This window comes from Streptomyces sp. WM6372, from assembly GCF_001279655.1.
Taxonomy (GTDB): Bacteria; Actinomycetota; Actinomycetes; order Streptomycetales; family Streptomycetaceae; genus Streptomyces.
Genome location: NZ_LGDB01000115.1, coordinates 83,174 through 100,739 on the forward strand (window position 1 = coordinate 83,174; position 17,566 = coordinate 100,739).

At 69.3% G+C, this 17,566-nt stretch carries 18 protein-coding genes; 17 read left to right on the top strand and 1 reads right to left on the bottom strand.

Annotation, left to right across the window (positions count from 1 at the left end):
- Positions 1-114 precede the first annotated feature (114 nt).
- From rpmE to ADK52_RS10185, 17 genes are all read left to right on the top strand, one after another.
- Entirely contained in the window at positions 115-333 is a 219-nt protein-coding gene (gene rpmE / locus ADK52_RS10105; RefSeq protein WP_030153765.1) for a 50S ribosomal protein L31, read from the top strand.
- Between the two features lie 111 nt (positions 334-444).
- The gene (gene prfA, locus ADK52_RS10110) at positions 445-1,524 is read left to right on the top strand and encodes a peptide chain release factor 1 (protein WP_030153767.1); all 1,080 of its coding nucleotides are present in this window, start codon (positions 445-447) and stop codon (positions 1,522-1,524) included.
- Positions 1,525-1,612: 88 nt separating this feature from the next.
- Positions 1,613-2,458, top strand: coding sequence for a peptide chain release factor N(5)-glutamine methyltransferase (gene prmC / locus ADK52_RS10115; RefSeq protein ID WP_030153768.1), 846 nt, complete (start codon positions 1,613-1,615; stop codon positions 2,456-2,458).
- A gap of 49 nt (positions 2,459-2,507) precedes the next feature.
- The gene (locus ADK52_RS10120) at positions 2,508-3,155 is read left to right on the top strand and encodes an L-threonylcarbamoyladenylate synthase (RefSeq protein ID WP_030153769.1); all 648 of its coding nucleotides are present in this window, start codon (positions 2,508-2,510) and stop codon (positions 3,153-3,155) included.
- Complete coding sequence (locus tag ADK52_RS10125) at positions 3,152-3,841, top strand: low molecular weight phosphatase family protein (protein ID WP_053689423.1); 690 nt, start codon at positions 3,152-3,154, stop codon at positions 3,839-3,841. Before ADK52_RS10120 ends, ADK52_RS10125 begins: the two co-directional genes overlap by 4 nt.
- A gap of 333 nt (positions 3,842-4,174) precedes the next feature.
- On the top strand, positions 4,175-5,404 hold the full coding sequence (gene glyA / locus ADK52_RS10130) for a serine hydroxymethyltransferase (RefSeq protein ID WP_053689424.1): 1,230 nt from the start codon (positions 4,175-4,177) through the stop codon (positions 5,402-5,404).
- Between the two features lie 116 nt (positions 5,405-5,520).
- A complete protein-coding gene (locus tag ADK52_RS10135; RefSeq protein WP_182508552.1) occupies positions 5,521-6,843 on the top strand; it encodes an MraY family glycosyltransferase in 1,323 nt (440 codons plus the stop codon).
- A 284-nt stretch (positions 6,844-7,127) separates the two neighbouring features.
- The gene (locus ADK52_RS10140) at positions 7,128-7,565 is read left to right on the top strand and encodes a hypothetical protein (protein ID WP_053689426.1); all 438 of its coding nucleotides are present in this window, start codon (positions 7,128-7,130) and stop codon (positions 7,563-7,565) included.
- 225 nt (positions 7,566-7,790) lie between these two features.
- On the top strand, positions 7,791-8,615 hold the full coding sequence (gene atpB / locus ADK52_RS10145) for a F0F1 ATP synthase subunit A (protein ID WP_053689427.1): 825 nt from the start codon (positions 7,791-7,793) through the stop codon (positions 8,613-8,615).
- An 80-nt stretch (positions 8,616-8,695) separates the two neighbouring features.
- Positions 8,696-8,923 (top strand): ATP synthase F0 subunit C, encoded by a 228-nt coding sequence (gene atpE, locus ADK52_RS10150; protein ID WP_030386954.1) that lies wholly within the window; start codon positions 8,696-8,698, stop codon positions 8,921-8,923.
- Positions 8,924-8,964: 41 nt separating this feature from the next.
- On the top strand, positions 8,965-9,504 hold the full coding sequence (locus ADK52_RS10155; protein ID WP_030857149.1) for a F0F1 ATP synthase subunit B: 540 nt from the start codon (positions 8,965-8,967) through the stop codon (positions 9,502-9,504).
- The gene (locus ADK52_RS10160; RefSeq protein WP_053689428.1) at positions 9,501-10,316 is read left to right on the top strand and encodes a F0F1 ATP synthase subunit delta; all 816 of its coding nucleotides are present in this window, start codon (positions 9,501-9,503) and stop codon (positions 10,314-10,316) included. The genes ADK52_RS10155 and ADK52_RS10160 overlap by 4 nt, the downstream gene beginning before the upstream one ends.
- A gap of 132 nt (positions 10,317-10,448) precedes the next feature.
- Entirely contained in the window at positions 10,449-12,044 is a 1,596-nt protein-coding gene (gene atpA / locus ADK52_RS10165; protein WP_053689429.1) for a F0F1 ATP synthase subunit alpha, read from the top strand.
- Between the two features lie 20 nt (positions 12,045-12,064).
- Positions 12,065-12,982 carry a F0F1 ATP synthase subunit gamma gene (locus ADK52_RS10170; protein WP_053689430.1) on the top strand — a complete coding sequence of 306 codons (918 nt, stop codon included), beginning with the start codon at positions 12,065-12,067 and terminating at the stop codon, positions 12,980-12,982.
- The gene (gene atpD, locus ADK52_RS10175) at positions 12,982-14,424 is read left to right on the top strand and encodes a F0F1 ATP synthase subunit beta (protein ID WP_053689431.1); all 1,443 of its coding nucleotides are present in this window, start codon (positions 12,982-12,984) and stop codon (positions 14,422-14,424) included. Before ADK52_RS10170 ends, atpD begins: the two co-directional genes overlap by 1 nt.
- 164 nt (positions 14,425-14,588) lie before the next feature.
- Positions 14,589-14,963: a F0F1 ATP synthase subunit epsilon gene (locus tag ADK52_RS10180; RefSeq protein ID WP_008738187.1), complete on the top strand. Its 375-nt coding sequence runs from the start codon at positions 14,589-14,591 to the stop codon at positions 14,961-14,963.
- A gap of 128 nt (positions 14,964-15,091) precedes the next feature.
- Positions 15,092-15,538 carry a DUF2550 domain-containing protein gene (locus ADK52_RS10185; RefSeq protein ID WP_030153784.1) on the top strand — a complete coding sequence of 149 codons (447 nt, stop codon included), beginning with the start codon at positions 15,092-15,094 and terminating at the stop codon, positions 15,536-15,538.
- Between the two features lie 80 nt (positions 15,539-15,618).
- On the opposite strand, the gene ADK52_RS10190 is transcribed toward ADK52_RS10185, so the two are convergent.
- The gene (locus tag ADK52_RS10190) at positions 15,619-17,442 is read right to left on the bottom strand and encodes a glycoside hydrolase family 18 chitinase (RefSeq protein ID WP_053689432.1); all 1,824 of its coding nucleotides are present in this window, start codon (positions 17,440-17,442) and stop codon (positions 15,619-15,621) included.
- Positions 17,443-17,566 lie beyond the last annotated feature (124 nt).

The window sequence follows — 17,566 nt, forward strand, 5'->3', positions numbered from 1 at the left end:
CCTCAGAATTTTGACAGGCAGCCCGGTCCTGGCAGACTGGTCTGTCGGCCCCGGTTCACGCAGTGCGCAATTCGGCTCCTGCGACCCGGCGCCCTCCCGAATCTAGGAGACACCTTGAAGCGCGATGTTCACCCCGAGTACGTCGAGACCCAGGTCAGCTGCACCTGTGGCGCGTCGTTCACCACCCGTAGCACCCTGACCGAGGGCACCATCCGTGCCGAGGTCTGCTCCGAGTGCCACCCGTTCTACACGGGCAAGCAGAAGATCCTCGACACCGGTGGCCGCGTCGCCCGCTTCGAGGCCCGCTTCGGCAAGGCTGCCGGCTCGAAGTAGCGAGCCCCCGGCGCCGGACCCCGGCTGCACCCTGTCCACACGGGGGCAGCCGGACCGGCGCCTTTGTCGTCCCGCAGCCCTTTTTCGTACTTTTCACTTCAGGAGCCCCCGATGTTCGAGGCGGTCGAGGAACTGGTCGGCGAGCACGCCGATCTTGAGAAGAAGCTCGCCGACCCTTCGGTCCACTCGGATCAGGCCAACGCGCGCAAGCTCAACAAGCGCTACGCGGAGCTGACCCCGATCGTCGCGACCTTCCGTGCCTGGAAGCAGTCCGCCGAGGACATCGAGACGGCGAAGGAGTTCGCGGCCGACGACCCGGACTTCGCGGCCGAGGTGAAGGAGCTGACCGCGCACCGCGAGGAGCTCACCGAGAAGCTCCGCCTGCTGCTGGTCCCGCGCGACCCCAGCGACGACAAGGACGTGCTCCTCGAGGTCAAGGCGGGCGCGGGCGGCGACGAGTCGGCCCTGTTCGCCGGCGACCTGCTGCGCATGTACCTGCGCTACGCCGAGCGCGTGGGCTGGAAGACCGAGATCATCGACGCCACCGAGTCCGAGCTCGGCGGTTACAAGGACGTCCAGGTCTCCGTCCGCACCAAGGGCGGCAACGGCGCCACCGAGCCCGGCCAGGGCGTGTGGGCCCGCCTGAAGTACGAGGGCGGCGTGCACCGCGTCCAGCGCGTTCCGGCCACCGAATCCCAGGGCCGCATCCACACCTCCGCCGCGGGCGTGCTCGTCACCCCGGAGGCCGAGGAGGTCGAGGTCGAGATCAACCCGAACGACCTCCGCATCGACGTGTACCGCTCGTCGGGCCCCGGCGGCCAGTCCGTCAACACCACCGACTCGGCCGTGCGCATCACGCACGTCCCGACCGGTGTGGTCGCCTCCTGCCAGAACGAGAAGAGCCAGCTCCAGAACAAGGAGCAGGCGATGCGCATCCTCCGGTCGCGCCTGCTGGCCGCGGCCCAGGAGGCCGCCGAGCAGGAGGCCTCCGACGTGCGCCGCAGCCAGGTGCGCTCCGTGGACCGCTCCGAGAAGATCCGTACGTACAACTTCCCGGAAAACCGGATCTCGGACCACCGGACGGGCTTCAAGGCGTACAACTTGGACCAGGTGCTCGACGGCGACCTCGATCCGATGATCCAGGCCTGCGTCGACGCGGACTCGGCCGCCAAGCTGGCGTCCGCGCACTGATCCGCGTCCGACCGCACCACCCCGCACCACCCGCTTCACCGTGTACGCCCCGCACCACCCCCGTACGACAGCAGCCCGGAGGACCAGCGTGAACTTGCTGCTTGCCGAGGTGGCCCAGGCCACCCAGCGGCTGGCCGCCGCCGGCGTGCCCTCACCGCGCTTCGACGCGGAGGAGCTCGCGGCCTTCGTGCACGGCGTCAAGCGGGGGGAACTGCACCACGTCAAGGACGCGGACTTCGACGCCCGCTACTGGGAGGCCGTCGCCCGCCGCGAGGCGCGCGAGCCGCTCCAGCACATCACCGGCCGCGCCTTCTTCCGGTACCTGGAGCTCCAGGTCGGGCCCGGGGTCTTCGTGCCCCGGCCCGAGACCGAGTCGGTCGTGGACTGGGCCATACACGCCGTACGGGCGATGGACGTCGTCGAACCGCTGATCGTGGACCTGTGCACCGGGTCCGGCGCCATCGCGCTGGCCATGGCCCAGGAGGTGCCGCGCTCGCGCGTGCACGCCGTCGAGCTGTCCGAGGACGCCCTGCGGTGGACCCGCAAGAACGCGGAGGGCTCCCGGGTCACCGTCCACCAGGGCGACGCGCTGAGCGCCCTGCCCGAGCTGGACGGCCAGGTCGACCTGGTGATCTCGAACCCGCCGTACATCCCGCTCACCGAGTGGGAGTACGTGGCCCCCGAGGCCCGGGACCACGACCCCGAGATGGCCCTGTTCTCCGGCGAGGACGGACTCGACACCATCCGCGGCATCGAGCGCACCGCGCACCGGCTGCTGCGGCCCGGCGGCATCGTCGTGATCGAGCACGCCGACACCCAGGGCGGCCAGGTCCCGTGGATCTTCGCCGAGGAGCGGGGCTGGGCCGACGCCGCCGACCACCCCGACCTGAACAACCGCCCCCGCTTCGCCACCGCCCGCAAGGCCATGCCGTGACGGGCGCGACCCACCCCTCCACCCCCCTGCTGCACGAGGAGTCCCGCTGATGGCCCGGCGATACGACTGCAACGACGCGACGGACCGCAAGACGGGTCTGCGTGAAGCCGCATCCGCCGTGCGCCGCGGCGAGCTTGTCGTGCTGCCCACCGACACCCTCTACGGGATCGGCGCGGACGCCTTCAGCGCGGAGGCGGTCGGCGACCTGCTCGCCGCCAAGGGGCGCGGCCGCAACATGCCGACCCCCGTGCTCATCGGCTCCCCGAACACCCTGCACGGGCTCGTCACGGACTTCTCCGAGCAGGCCTGGGAGCTCGTCGACGCCTTCTGGCCGGGCGCGCTGACGCTCGTCGCCAAGCACCAGCCCTCGCTGGCCTGGGACTTGGGGGAGACCCGCGGGACCGTGGCCGTACGGATGCCCCTGCACCCCGTCGCGATCGAGCTGCTGACCGAGGTCGGTCCGATGGCCGTGTCCTCGGCGAACCTGACCGGGCACCCCGCGCCGGAGGACTGCGACGCGGCGCGCGAGATGCTGGGCGACTCCGTGTCCGTGTACCTGGACGGCGGTCCGACCCCGGGGATCCAGCCGTCGTCGATCGTCGACGTCACCGGGAAGGTTCCCGTCCTGCTGCGCGAGGGGGCGCTGACCGCCGAGCAGCTGCGGGAGGTCGTACCCGACCTCGAGGTGGCCCCGTGAGCCCTGAGGGGCGTGGCATAGCAAGCGGGCACACCTCCGGCGGCAGCCACGGCTGGGGGGACCCCCACCCGGCGGGCGCCGGCGGGGACACGTTCCGCATCCTCCACGTCAGCACCGGCAACGTGTGCCGCTCGCCGATCACCGAGCGGCTGACCCGGCATGCGCTGGCGCACCGGCTGGGCGGTATTCCGGCCACTGACCTGATCGTGGAGAGCGCGGGGACGTGGGGCCACGAGGGGGCCCCGATGGAGGCCAACGCGGCGGCCGTGCTCGCCGACTTCGGGGCCGACGCGTCCGGGTTCACCGGGCGGGAACTGCTGGACGAGCACGTCATACGGGCGGACCTGGTGCTGACCGCGACGCGGGACCACCGGGCACAGGTCATCTCGATGGGGCATTCGGCGGGGCTGCGGACGTTCACGCTGAAGGAGTTCACGCGGCTGGTGCGAGCCATAGATCCGGCCACGCTGCCGCCGCTGGACGACGGGGTCGCGGAGCGGGCCCGGGCGCTGGTGCGGGCCGCGGCCGCGCTCCGGGGATGGCTGCTGGCACCGTCGCCCGACGCGGACGAGGTGTACGACCCGTACGGGGCGCCGATCACCTTCTTCCGCTCGATCGGCGACGAGATCAACCAGGCGCTGGACCCCGTGGTCACGGCCCTGACGGGCGTCACGGCTTCCCGCTGACGGCAGCCGGCCGGAGGCCGGCGCAGCGCCGCGAAGCCTGAGAGGCCCCCTGGGGCCGAGCAGTGCGAGGGGCGCGATCGAGAAGGGGCCAACCAGGCGCTGGACCCCGTGGTCACGGCCCTGACGGGCGTCACGGCTTCCCGCTGACCCCTGCGGGTGGCCGGGCCGGGCCCCGCGGGGCTGGTCCCGGGCCCGTCTTTCGCCCGTTCCCCGGGGCTGCGCCCCTGACCCCGCGCCTCCAACGCGGCGGGGCTGAAACGGGCTCGAAACGGGCAGAGCGGGCCGGGGCGACCTAGAGTGGGCGTATCCGGGACCGCCACTGGGAGTCGCGCCATGAGCGTCATCACCCCGCCCTCCGACCTGCTGCGGCAGCAGGATCCGCAGATGGCAGACGTGCTCGCGGGGGAGGCGCAGCGGCAGGCCGTCTCGCTCCAGCTGAGCGCGGCCGAGAACTTCACCTCGCCCGCCGTACTGGCGGCACTCGGCTCGGCGCTCGCCAACAAGTACGCCGAGGGCTATCCCGGCCACCGCTACCACGGCGGCTGCGAGTACGCCGACCTCGCCGAGGGGCTGGCCGTCGAGCGGGCCCGGGCGCTGTTCGGGGTGGAGCACGCCAACGTGCAGCCGCATTCCGGTTCCGCCGCCGTGCTGGCCGCGTACGCCGCGCTGCTGCGGCCCGGGGACACCGTCCTCGCGATGGGGCTCCCGTACGGCGGCCACCTCACCCACGGTTCGCCCGCCAACTTCTCCGGCCGCTGGTTCGACTTCGTCGGGTACGGGGTCGACGCCGAGACCGGCCTGATCGACTACCAGCAGGTGCAGGGCCTCGCCCGGATGCACCGGCCCAAGGCCATCGTCTGCGGCTCGATCTCCTATCCGCGCCACCCCGAGTACTCCGTGTTCCGGGAGATCGCCGACGAGGTCGGGGCGTACCTCATCGCGGACGCCGCCCATCCGATCGGCCTCGTCGCCGGCGGAGCCGCGCCCAGCCCGGTCCCGTACGCCGACATCGTCTGCGCGACGACGCACAAGGTGCTGCGCGGCCCGCGCGGCGGGATGATCCTGTGCGGGGCCGAGTTCGCCGAGCGGATCGACCGGGCGGTCTTCCCCTTCACCCAGGGCGGCGCCCAGATGCACACCATCGCCGCCAAGGCCGTGGCCTTCGGCGAGGCCGCGGCGCCGGCGTTCACCAGGTACGCCCATCGGGTGGTGGCCAACGCGCGGGTGCTGGCCGATGCGCTCGCGGCCCACGGTTTCGCGGTGACGACGGGCGGCACCGACACCCACCTGATCACCGCCGACCCGGCGCCGCTCGGCGTGGACGGCCCGACCGCGCGCGGCCGGCTCGCCGCCGCCGGGATCGTGCTGGACACCTGCGCCCTGCCGTACGGGGACCAGCGCGGGATCCGGCTCGGTACGGCGGCCGTCACCACCCAGGGCATGCGGGAGCCCGAGATGGCCCGGATCGCCGTGCTGTTTACCGCCGCACTGCGCGGGGCAGGCGCGAACACCCGCGCGGAAGTGGCCGAGCTGACCAGCGGATTTCCCCCGTACGGGGAGTAAGCAGGACAAGAAGGGCGTACCGCAACCGGGATACCGCCCCCTCGCGTCCTCGATGAGGGGTACATCGCAGCTAATGTGTGGGGCTGAGATGGCCGGCGATACATCTGGGGCAGCCCGTGCGTGAATATCTGCTGACGCTTTGCGTCACGGTCGCGGTGACCTACCTGCTCACCGGGCCCGTGCGGAAGTTCGCGATCGCGGCCGGTGCGATGCCGGAGATCCGCGCCCGCGACGTGCACCGCGAGCCCACTCCGCGGCTCGGCGGCATCGCCATGTTCGGCGGACTGTGCGCGGGGCTGCTGGTCGCGGACCACCTGCGCAACCTCAACGGCGTCTTCGAGCTGTCGAACGAGCCGCGGGCACTGCTCTCCGGAGCCGCCCTGATCTGGCTGATCGGCGTGCTCGACGACAAGTTCGAGATCGACGCCCTCATCAAGCTCGGCGCGCAGATGATCGCCGCCGGTGTGATGGTCATGCAGGGCCTGACCATGTTGTGGATCCCCGTCCCGGGGATCGGGACGGTCGCGCTGACCCAGTGGCAGGGCAACCTGCTCACCGTGGCCCTCGTCGTGATCACCATCAACGCGGTGAACTTCGTGGACGGGCTCGACGGCCTGGCCGCCGGCATGGTCTGCATCGCCGCCGCCGCGTTCTTCCTCTACTCGTACCGGATCTGGTTCGGGTACGGGATCGAGGCAGCCGCTCCCGCCACCCTGTTCGCGGCGATCCTGATGGGCATGTGCCTCGGCTTCCTGCCGCACAACATGCACCCGGCCCGGATCTTCATGGGCGATTCCGGATCGATGCTCATCGGTCTGGTGCTGGCCGCCGCCGCGATCTCGATCACCGGGCAGGTGGACCCGGACACCATGGCCCTGTTCGCCGGTGGTGAGCGCAACGCGACGCACGCGATGCTCCCGGTCTTCATTCCGCTTCTGCTCCCGCTGACGATCATCGCGATCCCGATGGCGGACCTGGTCCTGGCCATCGTGCGGCGTACGTGGAAGGGCCAGTCACCGTTCGCGGCCGACCGCGGGCACCTGCACCACCGGCTGCTGGAGCTCGGGCATTCGCACAGCCGCGCGGTGCTGATCATGTACTTCTGGTCCGGGCTGATCGCGTTCGGTGCGGTGGCGTATTCGGTGCATTCCGCGTCCATGTGGATCGTGCTCGCCATCGTCGGGCTGAGCGCGCTGGGCCTCGTCCTGCTGCTCCTGCCGCGCTTCACCCCGCGTGCCCCGCGCTGGGCCGAGGGTCTGGTCCCGCCGCGCTACCGGCACCGCGAGCGCGCCGCCGAGGCGGCCGCGCTCGACGCCTCGGGCCGGGAGCCGGAGCCCGCCGGGCCGATCCGGGTCGGCGTCTCGGGCGTCAACGGAGCGACCGCGGTAGGCCCCCGTTCGCGCTTCCCCGACCGGCGTAAGGCCGAGTCGGCGCGCTGACGCCCGCGGTACATGTCGGACATGAACCGCCTTTACCACACACAACGACGGCTTGTCGCGCACACACGGGCGGGTTAGCTCTCATGTGTGACAGTCGGCACACTCCGTGGGTAAAGCTCTCATCAAATAGTTTGTGATACCGTTCACTAAACCCGGCGACAGAGCCGAAGGACCGTAGTGCGACGGTCCATTGGCCCGAGGCTCGATCTCGGACCGGGTCTACGCTCGTCCCGTACGAGTCCCGTACGAGTCCGTGCCCCCACCACCACGCGGAGCAAACCGCCATGCGGTCAGATGACGTCCGATCCCTTCTGCACGCCGCTGTACCCACAGCTGCCGCCGGCGCTCTCGCCGCCGTCATCAGCGCCGTGGTCGCAGGCGGCAAGGGGGCTCTCGGGGCCGTCATCGCCACGCTGCTGGTGATGCTGTTCATGGGCATCGGATTCGTCGTTCTGCAACGCACAGCGAAATCACTGCCGCACTTGTTCCAGGCCATGGGGCTGATGCTCTACACGGCCCAGATCCTGCTGCTCTTCGTCTTTGTCGCCGTGTTCAAGAACACGACGCTGTTCAACCCCCGGGCATTCGCGATCACGCTCGTCGCCACCACCCTCGTGTGGATCGGCGCTCAGACGCGTGCTCACATGAAGGCCAAGATCCTGTATGTCGAACCGGACTCGACGAAGGGCGACAAGCCCGAAAATTCGGGGCCGAAGTCGTGAGGGGTAGGGCCGGGATAAGCGGGCGTTCGAGATGCTGCTATCGTCCGGTTCCAACTGCGGCATTGCGGGCGCGGGCATCTGAGCTGACGCCTGTTCCATCGCGAGGCTCGATGCCTGATCGCCGCCCCCACACCCGTAACACCAGTCCAGTGCCGAACAGCGGCTGTGCGCCGCGCCGACACAACGAGGTTGCCGTACCTATGCGCCACGCTGAAGGAGCCCGCGGTGAGTGCTGACCTGACGCAGGTGCTCGCTTTCGAGACCGACTGTCACATCTTCGACGGATGTGGCTTCCCCGGTCCGGGCCTGCACTCGTTCCTCTTCGAGCCGCTGTGGGGCGAGCCCGGCACCACCAGTGTGTACTTCAACAAGCCGATGCTGCTGGCCCTCCTGGGCTCGCTGATCATCGTCGCTTTCTTCTGGGCCGCGTTCCGGAAGCCGAAGGTCGTACCGGGCAAGCTCCAGATGGTCGCCGAGGCCGGCTACGACTTCGTGCGCCGCGGCATCGTGTACGAGACGCTGGGCAAGAAGGAGGGCGAGAAGTACGTCCCCTTCATGGTGTCGCTGTTCTTCTTCGTCTGGGTCCTGAACGTCTGGTCGATCGTCCCTGTGGCCCAGTTCCCGGTGACCGCGATCATCGCCTACCCGGCGGTGCTCGCGATGATCGTCTACTTCATCTGGATGTCGGTGACGTTCAAGCGTCACGGCTTCGTCGGCGGACTCAAGAACCTGACGGGCTACGACAAGTCGCTCGGCGGCGTCCTGCCCCTCGTCATGGTCATCGAGTTCTTCTCGAACGTCCTGGTGCGCCCGTTCACCCACGCGGTCCGACTGTTCGCGAACATGTTCGCCGGTCACACCCTGCTGCTGCTGTTCACCATCGCCAGCTGGTACCTGCTGAACGGGATCGGCATCGCCTACGCGGGCGTCTCGTTCGTGATGGTCATCGTGATGACCGCCTTCGAGCTCTTCATCCAGGCTGTCCAGGCGTACGTCTTCGTGCTTCTGGCTTGCAGCTTCATCCAGGGCGCGCTCGCCGAGCACCACTGAGTCAGGCCCACCCCCCGCTCAGCCCCCATTCGTCCGGTGGCCAACCCCCACCGGTCCGTGAAAGAGAAGGAAGAACTGGCATGTCCCAGACCCTTGCCGCCGTCACCGGCTCCCTCAGCTCCGTTGGTTACGGTCTCGCGGCCATCGGCCCCGGCGTCGGCGTCGGCATCATCTTCGGTAACGGCACGCAGGCTCTCGCTCGTCAGCCCGAGGCTGCCGGTCTGATCCGCGCCAACCAGATCCTCGGCTTCGCCTTCTGTGAGGCGCTCGCCCTCATCGGTCTGGTCATGCCGTTCGTCTACAGCTGACGAACCGCGACCACTAGTCCGATTAGACGAAAGGCACTGATGTGAACCTCCTGGTTCTCGCGGCCGAGACGGAAAACCCGCTCGTTCCGCCGATCCCCGAGCTCGTCATCGGTCTGATCGCCTTCGTCATCGTCTTCGGTTTCCTCGCGAAGAAGCTCCTCCCGAACATCAACAAGGTTCTGGACGAGCGCCGCGAGCAGATCGAGGGCGGTATCGAGAAGGCTGAGGCCGCTCAGACCGAGGCCCAGAGCGTGCTGGAGCAGTACAAGGCCCAGCTCGCCGAAGCCCGGCACGAGGCCGCGCGCCTGCGCCAGGAAGCGCTGGAGCAGGGCACTGCGCTCAAGGAAGAACTGCGCGCAGAGGGCCAGCGGCAGCGTGAGGAGATCATCGCTGCCGGCCACGCCCAGATCGAGGCCGACCGCAAGGCCGCCTCTCAGGCGCTGCGTCAGGACGTGGGCAAGCTCGCCACCGACCTGGCCGGCAAGCTCGTCGGCGAGTCCCTCGAGGACGCCGCCCGGCAGAGCCGCACGATCGACCGCTTCCTCAGCGAGCTTGAGGAGAAGGCCGAGGCAGCCCGATGAACGGAGCGAGCCGCGAGGCGCTGGCCTCCGCGCGCGAGCGTCTCGACGCGCTGATGGACAACACGTCCGTCGACGCGGCGAAGCTCGCCGGTGAGCTGGCAGCCGTCACCGCGCTGCTCGACCGTGAGGTCTCGCTGCGTCGGGTCATCACGGACCCGGCGCAGTCCGGCGAGGCCAAGGCCGAGCTGGTCGGTCGGCTGCTGTCCGGCCAGGTGGGCGGGGAAACCCTCGACCTGCTGTCCGGCATGGCGCGGTCGCGCTGGTCGCAGTCCCGCGACCTGGTGGACTCGCTGGAGGAGCTGGCGGCCACCGCCGACCTCACGGCGGCCCAGCAGGGTGGCGCGCTCGACAACGTCGAGGACGAGATCTTCCGCTTCGGCCGGATCGTCGCCTCGAACACCGAGCTGCGTGCCGCGCTGACCGACCGCGGCGCCACCGCCTCCGCCAAGAGCGAGCTGCTGCGCAGCCTGCTCGGCGGCAAGGCGAACGCCGTCACCGAGCGTCTGGTCGCGCGTCTCGTCACGCACCCGCGTGGACGTAGCCTGGAAGCGGGACTGGAGTCCCTTTCCAAGCTCGCCGCCGAGCGCCGTGATCGCATGGTCGCCACCGTGACCACCGCGGTTCCGCTCAGCGACGTGCAGAAGCAGCGTCTCGGCGCGGTGCTGGCCAAGCTGTACGGCCGCCAGATGCACCTGAACCTCGACGTGGACCCCGCGGTCCTCGGCGGGATCACGGTGCGGGTCGGCGACGAGGTCATCGACGGCACCATCGCGGACCGCCTCGCAGAGGCGACCCGCCGCATGGCCGGCTGACCTCAGCCAGCAATAGAACAAAAGCATTCCTAGCGGCCCGGTTGGGCCGTGCAGAACTTGCAGAAGATTCCTGGGGGTCGCCCCCAGACCCCTAAGAAGCTTCAGGCCCAACAAGGAGAGCAGGGAACCCAGATGGCGGAGCTCACGATCCGGCCGGAGGAGATCCGGGACGCACTGGAGAACTTTGTCCAGTCGTACCAGCCGGACGCGGCCTCGCGCGAGGAGGTCGGAACGGTCAGCGTTGCCGGCGACGGCATCGCGAAGGTGGAGGGCCTGCCCTCCGCCATGGCGAACGAGCTGCTGAAGTTCGAGGACGGCACCCTCGGTCTCGCCCTCAACCTCGAGGAGCGCGAGATCGGTGCGGTCGTCCTCGGCGAGTTCAGCGGTATCGAGGAGGGCCAGCCGGTGCAGCGCACCGGTGAGGTGCTCTCCGTCGGCGTCGGCGAGGGCTACCTCGGCCGTGTCGTCGACCCGCTCGGCAACCCGATCGACGGTCTCGGCGAGATCGCGACCGAAGGCCGTCGCGCCCTGGAGCTTCAGGCTCCGGGCGTCATGGTCCGCAAGTCGGTGCACGAGCCGATGCAGACCGGCTACAAGGCCATCGACGCCATGGTGCCCGTCGGCCGTGGCCAGCGTCAGCTGATCATCGGTGACCGTCAGACCGGCAAGACCGCTCTGGCCGTCGACACGATCATCAACCAGCGCGACAACTGGCGCTCCGGCGACGTGAACAAGCAGGTCCGCTGCATCTACGTCGCCATCGGCCAGAAGGGCTCGACCATCGCGTCCGTGCGCGGCGCCCTGGAAGACGCCGGTGCGCTCGAGTACACGACGATCGTCGCCGCCCCGGCGTCCGACCCGGCCGGCTTCAAGTACCTGGCGCCGTACACCGGTTCCGCCATCGGCCAGCACTGGATGTACGCCGGCAAGCACGTCCTGATCATCTTCGACGACCTGTCGAAGCAGGCCGACGCCTACCGCGCCGTGTCGCTGCTGCTGCGCCGCCCGCCGGGCCGTGAGGCCTACCCGGGTGACGTCTTCTACCTGCACTCGCGTCTGCTGGAGCGCTGCGCCAAGCTCTCCGACGACATGGGCGCCGGTTCGATGACCGGTCTGCCGATCGTCGAGACCAAGGCGAACGACGTGTCGGCGTTCATCCCGACCAACGTCATCTCCATCACCGACGGCCAGTGCTTCCTGGAGTCCGACCTGTTCAACGCGGGCCAGCGCCCGGCGCTGAACGTCGGTATCTCGGTCTCCCGCGTCGGTGGCTCGGCCCAGCACAAGGCCATGAAGCAGGTTTCCGGCCGTCTGCGCCTGGACCTCGCCCAGTACCGTGAGCTGGAGGCGTTCGCCGCCTTCGGTTCCGACCTGGACGCCGCTTCGAAGGCTTCGCTGGAGCGCGGCAAGCGCCTGGTCGAGCTGCTGAAGCAGGGCCAGTACCAGCCGATGCCCGTCGAGGAGCAGGTCGTCTCCGTCTGGGCCGGCACCACCGGCAAGATGGACGACGTTCCGGTCGGCGACATCCGTCGCTTCGAGTCGGAGCTGCTGGAGCACCTGCGCCGTGAGCGCAAGGACCTCCTGACCTCCATCGCGGACGGCGGCAAGATGTCGGACGACACCCTGTCCTCCATCGCGGACGCCATCGCCGGCTTCAAGCGCCAGTTCGAGACCTCGGACGGCAAGCTCCTGGGCGAGGACGCACCGGCCGTCAACGTCTCCAAGTGACGACGGAAGGGACCTGACTCATGGGAGCGCAGCTCCGGGTCTACAAGCGTCGCATCCGTGCCATCACGGCGACCAAGAAGATCACCAAGGCGATGGAAATGATCGCCGCCTCGCGCATCGTCAAGGCGCAGCGCAAGGTGGCGGCGTCGATGCCGTACGCGACCGAGCTCACCCGTGCGGTGACCGCGGTGGCGACCGGTTCGAACACCAAGCACGCCCTGACGACCGAGGTCGAGCAGCCGACCCGTGCCGCGATCGTGCTCATCACGAGCGACCGCGGTCTGGCCGGCGGCTACTCCTCCAACGCCATCAAGCAGGCGGAGCGGCTCACCGAGCGGCTGCGCGGCGAGGGCAAGGAGGTCGACACCTACATCGTCGGCCGCAAGGGTCTGGCCTACTTCGGCTTCCGCGAGCGCAAGGTCGCGGATTCGTGGACCGGCTTCACCGACAGCCCGACCTACGCCGACGCCAAGCGCGTCGCCGGGCCGCTGATCGAGGCCATCCAGACGGAGACGGCCGAGGGTGGCGTCGACGAGCTGCACATCGTCTACACGGAATTCGTGTCGATGATGACGCAGAACCCGGTCGACGGCCGGATGCTGCCGCTCAGCCTCGACAAGGCTCCGGAAGAGGACGGTGCGAAGGGCGAGGTCCTTCCGCTGTTCGACTTCGAGCCGTCGGCGGAGGACGTCCTCGACGCCCTTCTGCCGCGCTACGTCGAGAGCCGTATCTACAACGCACTGCTGCAGTCGGCCGCTTCCGAGCACGCCGCCCGCCGCCGCGCGATGAAGGCGGCGACCGATAACGCCGGAGACCTCATCAAGAGCCTCTCCCGGCTTGCCAACGCGGCCCGCCAGGCCGAAATCACCCAGGAAATCAGCGAGATCGTCGGTGGCGCCAGCGCCATGGCCGACGCGACCGCGGGGAGTGACAAGTAATGACGACCTCTGTTGAGACGGCCGCCGCCACGGGCCGCGTCGCCCGGGTCATCGGCCCGGTCGTCGACGTGGAGTTCCCCGTCGACGCGATGCCCGACATCTACAACGCGCTGAAGGTCCAGGTCGCCGACCCGGCCGAGGATGGCGCGCTGAAGACCCTGACCCTTGAGGTCGCGCAGCACCTGGGTGACGGCCTCGTCCGTACCATCTCGATGCAGCCGACCGACGGCCTGGTCCGCCAGGCCGCGGTGACCGACACGGGCGAGGGCATCACCGTCCCCGTCGGTGACTTCACCAAGGGCAAGGTGTTCAACACCCTCGGTGAGGTGCTGAACTACCCCGAGGCGAACGCCGAGGTCACCGAGCGCTGGCCGATCCACCGCAAGGCCCCTCGCTTCGACGAGCTCGAGTCGAAGACCGAGATGTTCGAGACCGGCGTCAAGGTCATCGACCTTCTCACCCCGTACGTCAAGGGTGGAAAGATCGGTCTGTTCGGTGGTGCCGGTGTCGGCAAGACCGTTCTGATCCAGGAAATGATCTACCGCGTCGCCAACAACCACGACGGTGTGTCGGTCTTCGCGGGCGTCGGTGAGCGTACCCGTGAGGGCAACGACCTCATCGAGGAAATGGCCGACTCGGGCGTCATCGACAAGACGGCCCTCGTCTTCGGCCAGATGGACGAGCCCCCGGGCACCCGTCTTCGCGTCGCGCTCGCCGGTCTGACCATGGCGGAGTACTTCCGCGATGTGCAGAAGCAGGACGTGCTCTTCTTCATCGACAACATCTTCCGTTACACCCAGGCCGGTTCGGAGGTGTCGACCCTTCTGGGCCGCATGCCGTCCGCCGTGGGTTACCAGCCGAACCTGGCTGACGAGATGGGTCTGCTGCAGGAGCGCATCACCTCGACCCGCGGTCACTCGATCACCTCGATGCAGGCGATCTACGTCCCCGCGGACGACCTGACCGACCCGGCGCCGGCCACCACCTTCGCCCACCTCGACGCGACGACGGTTCTCTCCCGTCCGATCTCCGAGAAGGGCATCTACCCGGCCGTGGACCCGCTGGACTCGACGTCCCGCATCCTCGACCCGCGGTACATCGCGGCGGACCACTACGCCACCGCGATGCGCGTCAAGGGGATCCTGCAGAAGTACAAGGACCTCCAGGACATCATCGCGATCCTCGGTATCGACGAGCTGGGCGAGGAGGACAAGCTCGTTGTCCACCGTGCCCGTCGCGTCGAGCGCTTCCTGTCGCAGAACACCCACGTCGCCAAGCAGTTCACCGGCGTGGACGGTTCGGACGTTCCGCTCGACGAGTCGATCACCGCGTTCAACGCGATCTGCGACGGTGACTACGACCACTTCCCCGAGCAGGCGTTCTTCCTGTGCGGTGGCATCGAGGACCTGAAGGCCAACGCCAAGGAGCTGGGCGTCTCCTGATCCGGCGCGCTCCTCGCGGAGCGCTCCCGGTTCGAAGGCCCTCCGGCTGTGCCGGCAGGTGTCTCGACGGAGAGGGGCGGGTGTGTCCCGTCCCTCTCCCCACGCCCATTAGAATTTGACCCAACACCCGGCTGACCCGCCGGGTGGTGACCCGAGGAGCCACCTTGGCTGCTGAGCTGCACGTCGAGCTGGTCGCGGCGGACCGCAATGTCTGGTCCGGCGAGGCCACCCTTGTTGTCGCCCGCACCACGTCCGGCGACATCGGCGTCATGCCCGGTCACCAGCCGCTTCTCGGTGTGCTGGAATCGGGCCCGGTGACCATCCGTACCAGCGAGGGCAACACTGTCGTCGCCGCGGTGCACGGCGGTTTCATCTCGTTCGCGGACAACAAGCTGTCCCTGCTGGCCGAGATCGCCGAGCTCGCTGACGAGATTGACGTCCAGCGGGCGGAGCGGGCACTGGAGCGCGCGAAGTCGGAGGCCGATGCGGCCGCCGAGCGTCGCGCCGATGTCCGGCTGCGCGCGGTCACGGGGCACTGAGCCCCGTACCGAACAGGTTTGAGACCTCAGCCGCGGTCCGGTCTGGAATTTTCCAGACCGGGTCGCGGCTGAGGCGATGCGGGTCGTTTTTCGTTTGAGGTATTCGATGAGCGAGGAGGTCGGTGAAGATGCTCCTCGCTCTGCTTGTGAGCGGCCTGGTCGTAGCCCTGGTGGTGATCGGGCTGTTTGTCTTCGGGCTGCGCCGCAGACTGATCCAGCGTTCCGGCGGTACGTTCGACTGCAGCCTGCGCTGGGGCGTGTCCGAGGAACCCGACATCTCCGGCAAGGGCTGGGTGTACGGGGTCGCCCGCTACAGCGGTGACCGCATCGAGTGGTTCCGCGTCTTCTCGTACTCGCCGCGGCCGCGCCGGCTGCTGGAGCGCTCCTCCATCGAGGTGGTCGCCCGCCGCGCCCCCGAGGGCGAGGAGGAGCTCGCGCTGCTGTCCGACGCCGTCGTGCTCGGCTGTCTCCATCGCGGGACCCGCCTGGAGCTGGCGATGAGCGAGGACGCGCTGACGGGTTTCCTGGCCTGGCTGGAGGCGGCGCCTCCCGGGCAGAGGGTGAACGTGGCCTGAGGGCCCCATGTCGTGACGGAGCCGGGAGACGGGGGGCGGACCCCGTCTCCCGGCTCCGTCGTTCACCGGGGCCGTCCGTGCTACTGGAGACCGGTGTGGATCGCGTTGGCCAGCTCGCCGTTGGCCGTGTCGCCGCTGAACTCCCAGAAGAAGGCGCCCTTGAGGCCCTGCTGCTTGGTCCAGTTCATCTTCCCGGCGATGGTGGCGGGGGTGTCGTAGCTCCACCAGTTGCTGCCGCACTTGGCGTAGGCCGTGCCGGCGACGGTGCCGGTCGCCGGGCAGCTGCCCTTGAGCACCTTGTAGTCCTCGATGCCCTGCTCGTACGTGCCCGTGGCCGGTCCGGTGGCGGTCCCGCCGGGGGCGTCCTGGGTGACCCCGGTCCAGCCGCGGCCGTAGAAGCCGATGCCGAGGTTCAGCTTCGAGCCGGCGATGCCCTTGCCCTTGAGCTTGGTGATCGCGGCCTCGGAGTTGAAGCCGGCGATCGGGATGCCGGCGTACGAGGTGAGCGGGGAGTGCGGGGCGGTCGGGCCCTTGGCGTCCCACGCGCCGAAGAAGTCGTACGTCATCACGTTGTAGAAGTCGACGTACGGGGAGGCGCCCGCGTAGTCCGCGAGGTCGAGCTTGCCGCCGTTGGATCCGTCGGCGGAGATCGCGGCGGTCACCAGGTTGCTGCCGCCGAACTTGGTGCGCAGCGCGGACAGGACGTTCTTCAGGGAGGCGGCGCCGCTGGTGTCGCAGGACAGGCCGCAGGCGTTCGGGTACTCCCAGTCGATGTCGATGCCGTCGAAGACGTCCGCCCAGCGCGGGTCCTCGACCAGGCTGTAGCAGGAGTCGGCGAAGGCGGCCGGGTTGGCCGCGGCCTGGCCGAAGCCGCCGGACCAGGTCCAGCCGCCGAAGGACCACAGCACCTTGACGTTCGGGTACTTCGCCTTGAGCTTGCGCAGCTGGTTGAAGTTGCCGCGCAGCGGCTGGTCCCAGGTGTCGGCGACGCCGTCGACGCTCTGGTCGGCGGTGTAGGCCTTGTCGTAGTCGGCGTAGGCGTCACCGATGGTGCACTTGCCGCCCTGGACGTTGCCGAAGGCGTAGTTGATGTGGGTGATCTTCGCGGCGGAGCCCGAGGTGACCAGGTTCTTCACGTGGTAGTTGCGCCCGTAGACGCCCCATTCGGTGAAGTAGCCGAGCTTGACCTTGCCGCCCGGGTCCGGGGGAGTGGTGCCGCCGCCGGTCGTGGTGACCGAGACGGAGCCGGAGGCCGGGCCCGTCTGGTCGGCGGTGTCGCGGGCGATGACGCTGTACGTGTACGTCGTGCCCTTGGTCAGGCCGGAGTCGGAGTAGCTCGTACCGGTGACGGTCGCGACCTTGGCACCGCCGCGGTAGACGTCGTAGTTCTTGACGCCCTTGTCGTCGGTGGCCGCGGCCCAGCCGATGGTCAGCGAGGTGTCGGTGACCCCGCTCGCGGTGGGGGTGCCGGGGGCCGACGGCGGGCTGTCGGTGGGGGTCCCGCCGCCGTCGCAGGAGCCGCCGTTGACCTTGCAGCCGCCGGGGGCGCCGGAGCCGGCGCCGTTGAAGCCGAAGCTGATCGTGGCACCCGGGGCGAGGGTGCCGTTCCAGCCGACGTTCTTGCCGGTCCAGTGGGTTCCGGAGCTGGTGACGGTTGCGTCCCAGGCGGAGGTGACCGTCGTGCCGGAGGGGTAGTCCCATTCCACGGTCCAGCTGGTGAGGGTGGTGGTGCCGGTGTTCTTCACCGTCCACTTGCCCTCGAAGCCGGTGCCCCAGTCGGAGACCTTGGTGTACGTGGCCGTCGCGGAGGCGGCGGCCTCGGCGGGACCGGCCAGGGCCACGAGGCCGGCGATGGGCAGGGCGAAGGCGGCCACGGTCGCGGCGAGCCTTCGCAGCAGTCGCATGCGGGGTGGGGGTGCCGTGCCTGTTGCGCGTGCTGTGCTCAAGGGTGTTCCTCCGTAGGTCCGTCGCGGCCGTGGGGCCGACCGCGACTGGGGATGGGACCTGCGCCGCCCGTGAGCACGCTTG